Origin of the sequence: Frankia sp. CeD (assembly GCF_000732115.1) — a bacterium.
GTDB classification, from domain to species: domain Bacteria; phylum Actinomycetota; class Actinomycetes; order Frankiales; family Frankiaceae; genus Frankia; species Frankia casuarinae.
On sequence record NZ_JPGU01000063.1, the window covers coordinates 1 to 8443 of the forward strand.

Annotated in this window: 6 protein-coding genes, 1 tRNA gene and 1 pseudogene (1 of these 8 cut by a window edge); 3 read left to right on the forward strand and 5 right to left on the reverse strand. The window is 68.9% G+C overall.

All coding sequences use genetic code 11. The features are described from left to right. Positions 1–377: transposase (locus tag CED_RS19825; RefSeq protein WP_035913187.1), on the forward strand; the 377-nt coding region annotated here is incomplete at its 5' end. Positions 378–398: 21 nt separating this feature from the next. Here CED_RS19825 and CED_RS19830 read toward each other — a convergent pair. Together CED_RS19830 and nifJ are read right to left on the reverse strand one after the other, a co-directional pair. Then, positions 399–1007, reverse strand: coding sequence for a heme-binding beta-barrel domain-containing protein (locus CED_RS19830; protein WP_084680877.1), 609 nt, complete (start codon positions 1005–1007; stop codon positions 399–401). Positions 1008–1228: 221 nt separating this feature from the next. Continuing rightward, complete coding sequence (gene nifJ / locus CED_RS19835; protein WP_035913193.1) at positions 1229–4744, reverse strand: pyruvate:ferredoxin (flavodoxin) oxidoreductase; 3516 nt, start codon at positions 4742–4744, stop codon at positions 1229–1231. 218 nt (positions 4745–4962) lie between these two features. Here nifJ and CED_RS19840 point away from each other — a divergent pair, with 218 nt between their 5' ends. Together CED_RS19840 and CED_RS19845 are read left to right on the forward strand one after the other, a co-directional pair. Continuing rightward, on the forward strand, positions 4963–5931 hold the full coding sequence (locus CED_RS19840; protein ID WP_011436459.1) for a ParA family protein: 969 nt from the start codon (positions 4963–4965) through the stop codon (positions 5929–5931). A 214-nt stretch (positions 5932–6145) separates the two neighbouring features. Further along, positions 6146–6230, forward strand: a tRNA-Leu gene (locus CED_RS19845). On the opposite strand, the gene CED_RS25600 is transcribed toward CED_RS19845, so the two are convergent. From CED_RS25600 to CED_RS19855, 3 genes and pseudogenes are all read right to left on the reverse strand, one after another. After that, a complete protein-coding gene (locus CED_RS25600) occupies positions 6195–6590 on the reverse strand; it encodes a hypothetical protein (RefSeq protein WP_082456821.1) in 396 nt (131 codons plus the stop codon). The two genes, CED_RS19845 and CED_RS25600, sit on opposite strands and share 36 nt — an antisense overlap. Before the next feature lie 183 nt (positions 6591–6773). Further along, complete coding sequence (locus tag CED_RS19850) at positions 6774–7925, reverse strand: hypothetical protein (protein WP_035913196.1); 1152 nt, start codon at positions 7923–7925, stop codon at positions 6774–6776. After that, positions 7922–8443: pseudogene (locus tag CED_RS19855) on the reverse strand (thiopeptide-type bacteriocin biosynthesis protein); it runs 324 nt beyond the window's last position. The gene CED_RS19850 and the pseudogene CED_RS19855 overlap by 4 nt, the downstream one beginning before the upstream one ends.

The window sequence follows — 8443 nt, forward strand, 5'->3', positions numbered from 1 at the left end:
TCGTGGCGGTCTCCCCGGCGAACCCGCACGACAGCGGGGCCTTCGTCCCGCTGGTGGCCAGCATCCCGGCGATCCGTTCCCGCCGTGGCCCGCGGCGGCGCCACCCGGCCAAGCTGCGTGCGGACAAGGCCTACGACCAGCCGGAACTACGGCGTTTCCTGCGCCGGCGCGGTATCGCGGTGCGGATCGCCCGCCGTGGTGTGGACAGTACCGAACGCCTCGGCCGGCACCGGTGGAAAGTCGAGAGAACNCTGGCCTGGCTCGGTGGCTACCGCCGNCTNANCNNNCGNTACGAACGNAACGGCTACAACTTCCTCGGGTTCCTCTGCCTGGCTGCCGCGATCACCTGCTGGAAGAAGCTCCCGCACTCGACGTGAGACACGCTCTAAGCCGGGCGGCTAAGCGTCGGACAGGCGCCGCAGCACATTGCGGTCCGTATGGGCGACCGGGTCGGACACCCGCTCGTGATCGATGGTGGTCGTGGAGGTGTAGGCGAAGCTCCCGTTGCCGGTGACGGTGATGCTCACCTCGTAGCGGATACTGTTCGCAGCGCGCGCCAGGTAGGGGTTGGACAGGATGCCGTACGTGGGGGAGCCGGCCTGCGCCCGCAGGGTGAAGTCGGTCGCGTCCGGCGCCACGGCACCACCGGCGATCAGGACCGCACCGCGGGGCACCATGAAGCACCGCATGACGTGGCCGAGATTGGCGTCCCACAGCCAGTAGCCGATCTCAGTGTGGAACGCCTTCTCCTCGCCAGCCCGCCACGCGGCCATGTGGTAGTCGAGGCCGTAGAGACACTGCGGGCCGTTGTCCACGGGACCGANGGGCTTGAAGGTGACCCTCTCGCGGTACGGGGTCTCGATAATCGTGCCCTCGGCGTTGCCGAAGGCAACGTCCACCCCCTGGTCGCCCTCCCACGCACCGGCCAGGGCCGCCAACGGACCGAACTCCGGGCCGACTTTTCCCGCCTTCTCCGTCTTCCCTGGCTTTCCTGTCGTTTTCGTCACCGCAAATCCTCCTTGAACGAGGAACCACCTACAGGTGGCACAATTCCGGAACATGCCCGGAACATCTCGACATTACTGNCAAATTCCTGCAAGCCGCTGTTGCGCGACTCTCAAGCCGCGCCGGACGGCACATTCACCGTGCTCACGGGCTCGCCCTCAAGATCGAACATTTCGCCGGTCTGTGGGCACGGCGCTTTGGTGGGTACGGCGCCGCTTCAGTCTTACGTGGTGGTGTGGCGGGGGNGGGNGGNTTCGTGTTNGTAGGNCTGCCNGCGCCCGAGGATGTCGCGTTGGGCGAGTGCCGCGAGCTCGTCGGCTTCGTCGGGGTTGACGGTGTTGAGGAGGGTGAACCGGGATTCGGTGGCGGCGAACTCGCTGAAGGGGATGGACGGTGCCCGCGAGTCGAGGGAGAACGGCCTTTCCGCGCGGGGGTCGACCCGGTAGAGCGGCCAGTATCCCGATTTCACCGCGGCTTTCTGGTGGGCCAGGCCGTCGGTCATGGTGATGCCGTGGGCGATGCAGTGGCTGTAGGCGACAATGAGGGACGGGCCGTGCCAGCTGGCCGCCTCGTTGAAGGCTTTCACCGTGTGCTGGTCGTTGGCGCCGAGGGCGACCTGCGCGACGTACACGTCGCCGTAGGCGGCGGCGAGCAGCCCGAGGTCTTTCTTGCGGGTCCGTTTGCCGCCGCCGGCGAACTTCGCGACCGNGGCGCGCGGCGTCGACTTCGACGCCTGCCCACCGGTGTTGGAGTACACCTCGGTATCGAGGACGAGCACGTTGACATCGCGTCCCGACGCGAGCACGTGGTCGAGGCCGCCGAAGCCGATGTCGTACGCCCACCCGTCCCCACCGATGATCCACACGCTTTTGTCGACGAGGTCGTCGAGGACAGCGTCGAGGGTGGTGTCGTGGTCGACGGTGGCCAGCCGCCGGCGTAGTTCGGCCACCCGCTGGCGTTGGTCGAGGATGCCGGCCTCGGTCGACTGGTCGGCGGTGAGCAGCGCCTCGACGAGCGTGCCGCCGACCGTCGCGGTCTGTGCGCGCAGCAGTNGGCGGGCCTCGCGGGCCCGGCTGTCGAGCGCGAGGCGTATCCCGAGCCCGAACTCGGCGTTGTCCTCGAACAGCGAGTTCGCCCAGGCCGGGCCGCGGCCGTCGGTGCCCGCCGACCAGGGTGTGGTCGGCAGGTTGCCGCCGTAGATGGACGAGCATCCCGTGGCGTTGGCGACGATGATGCGGTCACCGAACAGCTGCGTGAGCAGTTTGAGGTAGGGCGACTCCCCGCAGCCGGCGCAGGCGCCGGAGAACTCGAACAGCGGCTCCCGTAGCTGCGAGCCGCGGACCGTGTCCGGTGGGGCGAGCGCCGGTGGGACCGCCGGCAGCGTTTCGCGGAACGCCCATCCNGCACGTTCCTCCTCGAAGCGGGGTGCGGCGTCGACCATGTCCAGGGCGCGATGGCCCTCGATCTCCCGGCTCTTCGCCGGGCAGGCCTCGACGCAGATGCCGCAGCCGGTGCAGTCGTCCGGTGCCACCTGCACCGCGAGCCGGAACGCCGCGAGGGTGCGGTCCTTCGGCTTTTTGTGCCGGAACGACGCCGGCGCGTCGGCGAGCCGCGCCGGGTCGAACAACGTCATCCGGATGGCGGCGTGCGGGCAGGAAATCGCGCACTTGCCGCAGTCGATGCACAGGTCCGCATCCCACACCGGAAGCTCGCGGGTCAGGCCGCGTTTCTCGTACCGGGCCGTCCCGACGGGGAAGGTGCCGTCAGCCGGTAGTGCGCTGACGGGAAGCAGGTTCCCCTCCCCTGCCATGATCCGCGCCGTCACCTGCCGGACGAATGCGGGCGCCTCGCCGAGCAGCTGCCGGCGCGCCTGGCCCGTGACCACACGAGCCTGCAGGTCGACCTCGTGCAGGGCGTCGAGCGCGGCATCGATGGCGGCGAAGTTACGCTGCAGCACGGCGTCACCGCGTTTGCCGCGGGCGGCGCGGACCCCGTCCTTGACCGCCGCGATCGCCTCGTCGCGGTCCAGCAGACCGGACAGCGCCAGGAAACAGGTCTGCAGCACCGGGCTTACGATCCCGGGCATGCCGGCCTGCTTCGCCACCCGGTCGGCGTCGACGACGAACAGGCGCGCATCCCGGTCGAGCAGGTGCCGCTGCGCGTCGGCCGGCAGATGCTCCCACACCCTCTCCGGCGCATGCGGGCTGTTGAGCAGCACGGTGGCACCCGGCGCGGCCACGGCGAGCACGTCCACCCGTTCCAGCAGCGAGGACTGATGACAGCCCACGTACTGGGCGTTCTGGATAAGCCACGGGGAGTCGACCGGTCGTGGCGACAGCCGCAGATGCGAGACCGTCATCGACCCCGACTTCTTGGAGTCGAACACNAAGTACGCCTGCGCGTGCAGCGGCGTGCGAGCTGCGACGATACCGGCCGTTGCCCGCGTGGCACCCACCGTGCCGTCGCTACCGAGCCCGTAGAACACCGCCCGCAGCACGTCATCCGGCTCCGGGACACGGTCGTCGTCCACCTCGAGCGACAGGTCCGTGACGTCGTCGCGGATACCCACCGTCACCTCCCGGCGCGGCGCCGCGCCGGCCAGCTCGTCGAACACCGCCGCCGCCATCGCCGGGGTGAACTCCTTCGACGCCAACCCGTAACGGACACCGATCACCCGCGGCATCCGCTCGGGCCGTTCCGCGAACGCGGCGACGACATCCAGCCGCAACGGCTCACCCGACGCGCCCGGCTCCTTCGTCCGGTCCAGGACCGCGACCGACCGCACCGTCGAGGGCAGGCACGCGAGCAACGCCCGGCCGTCGAAGGGACGGAACAAACGAACCTGGACGAACCCGACCCGCTCGCCTCGCTCGACCAGCCGGGTGACCGCCTCCCGCACCGCCGACCGACCCGACCCCATGACGACCACAACCCGCTCGGCCTCGGGATGACCCTGATACTCAAACAGACGGTAGGCCCGGCCCGTCGCCGCGGCCAGCCGGTCCATCACCCCCTGCACAATCCCGGGAACCGCGGCGTAGAACGTGTTCGACGCCTCCCGGGCCTGGAAGAACGTGTCGGGATCCTGGGTGGTGCCCCGGATCACCGGACGGTCGGGGGACAACGCCCGGCGGCGATGGGCATCGATATGCCCGGCAGCCAGCAGACCACCCAGCGTGCCGTCGTCGAGCAACGCCACCTCGTTCAGCTCGTGCGACGTGCGGAAACCGTCGAAGAAGTGCAGGAACGGTACCCGCGACTCGAGCGTTGCCGCATGCGCCACCGCGGCCAGGTCATGCGCCTCCTGCGGCGACGCCGAACACAGCATGGCGAAACCGGTCGACCTCGCCGCCATCACATCACTGTGATCACCAAAGATCGACAGTGCGTGCGTGGCCACGGTCCGGGCCGCGACGTGAAGAACCATCGGCGTGAGCTCGCCGGCGATCTTGAACATGTTGGGCAGCATCAGCAGGAGACCCTGCGAGGCGGTGAACGTCGTCGACAGCGCACCCGCCTGCAACGCCCCGTGCACAGTGCCGGCGGCACCACCCTCACTCTGCAGCTGGACGACCTCGGGCACCGCACCCCACAGGTTCGGGCGGCCCTTCGCCGCCCACGCATCGGCCAGCTCCCCCATAGCCGACGCCGGGGTGATCGGATAGATCGCGATCACCTCGCTCGCCAGGTAGGCCACCAACGCGGCGGCCTCGTTCCCATCGATCGTCTTCTGACCCATACATCCCAGACTCAGGCGTCCGGAGGCGGATCGAGGAGGGACTTCCTTCCCGTCCCCGAAGGCGGAAGTCACCAGTATCCGACTCCCGACGACGTTACCGATCCAGAAACAGCCGTAGTCTGCTGGTGAACCGGACGCGGAAGCATTGCGGGTCCGGCCGAGGAGACACGACGTCCCTCCGCCGCCGGGCGGAGCGCGCGACCGGGAGCGAGGATGCGGTGAAGGCCGTGGCGATCGCCAGCTACAAGGGCGGGGTAGGCAAGACCACGCTCACCGCAAACATCGGCGCCGCGATCGCCCGGCTGGGGAGACGGGTACTGATGATCGACCTGGACCCGCAGGCGAACCTGACCTTCTCCTTTTACCGACCCGAGACCTGGCGGACGGACCTCGCCGACCACCGGAGAACCGTCAAGGCGTGGTTCGAGTCGTGGCGGCCGGAGACCACCCCACCGCCCCTCGCGGGGTACGTGACCACACCATCGGTCGTCAACGCCGCCGTCGCCGCGGGCGGCGGCACGTTGGACCTGCTCGCGTCGCACCTCTCACTCGGCGACATCGAGATGGACCTCACCGCCAGGCTGGGCGGGGCGCGGGCCCACCGGTCCACCAGGTACTACTTCGACGTCTACCAGCGGCTGGCCACCGGGCTGGCGTCCTTCTCCACGTACGACTACGACCTTGTGCTCATCGACTGCCCGCCGAACTTCGGAGTCATCACCCGGGCCGCGATCGCAGCCTGCGACCACCTGCTCATCCCGGCCCGGCCGGACAACCTGTCGACGCTGGGCATCGAACATCTGATGAGCAGACTGGGCCGGTTCGTCTGGGAGTACAACAGGGTCGCGGGGTTGCAGTCCGGGATGCATCCGGCCGTGAAACGACTCGAACCGCGGGTGCTCGGTGTTGTTCTCATGATGGTCCAGTACTACGGCGGTCGGCCGACCAGCTTCCTGCGGCCCTACATCCACCAGGCATCTGGTCTCGGACTCCCGGTGTTCGAGTCGATGCTCCGCGTGAGTAACCGGAGCTTCGCTGGAGCGGCTGGAACCCAACTGCCGGCGGTGCTGTCCGCGGATCTCCCGCCCGAGGTGGCCCGGGAGCTGATCAGCCTGGTCGAGGAGTTCCTCCGACGGGTCGGGGCGGCCAGCCGCATGGCGGGCCCGTCGCATAGGCCCGTCGCGTAGGCGAGGCCCAGAGGCCCCGGCGTCCGGCCAGTCATGATCGACATCCCCCGGGGTGCACCTCAAGTAATGATCATACTGCTTCTCGTTCTCGTCGAAGCGGGCCAGAACTCGCAAGTCGGGACTTGATCGTCTGATGGTCGGGGGTAGCGACAAGCACCCCCTTGGAGCGTGTAGCATCGCAGTCGTTCGCGGGTGAGACATCCGCGAACCACCTGTCCGGGTGGCGGAATGGCAGACGCGCTAGCTTGAGGTGCTAGTGCCCTTTAACGGGCGTGGGGGTTCAAGTCCCCCCTCGGACACTCTCGTTCGTACATGATCCCTTGAGGCTTGGCCTCGGCGATCACTCGGTGGGCTCCTGGTTCGTAGGTGAGTTGCAGGCCGAGTTGGGTGTAGATCTCGGCTTTATCGGCCGGGTCGGCTTCGGTGAGAACGGCGACGATGTCGCCCACGGCGGTGACCATGTCGTGGATCTCCTGTTCGGTCATGGGGGCTGCGCCGTCCGGGTCGAGGCCGGCGCGGGCGGCGTGGGCGTTGATGTGGTTCGCGGCCTGCGTCTGGGTCCAGCCGCGGGCGTGGCGATGGGCGGCGCGGGGGCGGTAGTGGTAGCGGCGGGCGAACTCGATCGCGATCTCGTCGTGACTCATCCCGACCGCGCGCATCCGCGCCCGCAACTCGTCCTGCTCTACCCGCTGGCTTGGCTTGGCCGTCACGACGGGCTAGATCCCCTCGGAAATCCGGTGGTCGATCTTCCGGTGGTTCCTGACTGGAACCATTCTCACGGTAGTCCTTCTGTCACGGACCGAGCGGTACGGGATGACGTCGGTCCTCGGCCGACCTGTTGTTCAGCTTGTCGCTGTTGTGCACTCGCAGTGCCTGGCGTGGCGTCCGAGACATCCACGTAGCTGATCTTCGGCGAACTTCACCGTCTCCATCAAATCGCCGTACAGCGATTCCGGGATGCTTCCGGCATCGAGCCCGGCGGCGCGGAAGACATCGGCCAGGGTTTGGCGCTGCGTCGTCGTCATCGACTCCCGGAGGCGGTGCGCGAGCGTGTCGCGGGCCGTGTACGCGTCCTTGAACGCACCTGCGATCAGCGCCCGGCGTAGTNCGTCGATGCGCGGATGGTNGTGGCCGTCGGCGAGGTCGAGCGCGATCATGCCTGCTCGGGCACGGAAGACCATGGTCGAGAGGTCGGGCTGCCGCATCAGGGTGAGCGCGGTGGCGAGGAGCGGGGCGATCTGCGGGCCGGTGTCGGCGCCAGCCTGTCGCAGACAGTGCACCCGCAGGATTGTTTGGATCGCCTGTTCCCACGGTTCGGGGGTGGCGCTCTGGTCGACCAGCGCTGCTGCCTGCTCGGTGTGCCCGGCCTGGGCGAGTGCCAGGACGGTCGCCTGTCGGCCGTCGAGCAGTCGGCGGCCGACTCCGCGGTGGGCCGCGGCTTGTTCGGCGGCTTCGTGCCAGCGCCCGGCCCGTGCCAGTGCCCGGACTCCGTCCGCCAGGAGCGCCGTCCAGGTCAGGGTGCGCATGGTCCGATGGTCGTCGGAGGCGCAGGTGACGTTGTGGAGACTGACGGACCGTCCGTCGATCAGTGCGCTGGTCTGCGTGCGCGCGGCCTCGTGCAGGGCCTGGAGGATCGCGTGAGCGCGGTTGCCGTCACCATCGCGGATCAGTTGGCGCGGGAGGTTGAGCACCGGTTGGAGGGCGAGTTCGGCGGCTGAGGCGGGCAGGGGCCGCGCCTGATCGAACAGCGTGTGTTGGCGCCAGCACAGGTCTTGGGCGAGGTCTGGTTGTCCGCAGTCGGAGGCGATCAGCGCCGCCTTGTTGCAGACTTCGGCCGCTCGGAGGAGCGGGAGACCGTCCGATGTCCGTGCGGCCAGGTCGTGCAGCTGTCTGACTCGGTCTTCGAGGGGGAGGCCGGGTGGTCGGGGGCGTTGGACCAGCGGGAACCAGGCGAGCAGGTTCTCGTCGGCCGGGTCTGTTCCGACGTTCGTCATGCCGGTTCCCGATCGTGCGGCTGGTGATCGGAGGCGGGGTCGTGCCCGAACACGACGGTCTTGGCGGTGTGCGCGAGGACGGCTTGCGCCGTGTGGGGAAGGCCGTGCCGGTTCCAGGCGAAGATGATGTGGTGGGCGAGGACGGCGCGTAGGCCGCGGCGTAGCCGGCCGTCGGTGGCCAGGGCGGCCAGTTCGGTGCCGGCGGCGGCGAAGTCGCTGGTCCAATCGGTGAAGGCCGGCGGCAGGGTGTCCTTGGCCAGGCTGTCGGTGTCGATGCTCATCAGGCGCCGCAGGCCGTCACGCAGGGTGCGGAGCCTGTCGTCGGGGGTGCGCTCAGGTGGTTGCCGGTGCTCGGCGACTCGCGCCCACACGTCTCCTTCCTCGTACCAGTCGAGCCCGGCGGCGCGTAGCAGGTGCGAGCACAGCAGGACCGACAGTTCACGGCGGCGCCGGTCGGCCGGTTTGTGGCTGGNGCTGTTNAGGNAGGNGAGCAGGNGTCGGCTGTCGNGGNNGANGNG

Coding starts and splice junctions, on each gene's coding strand:
- CED_RS25600 (WP_082456821.1), bottom strand. CDS start 6,590: ATGCGCGCGGTCGGGATGAGTCACGACGAGATCGCGATCGAGTTCGCC.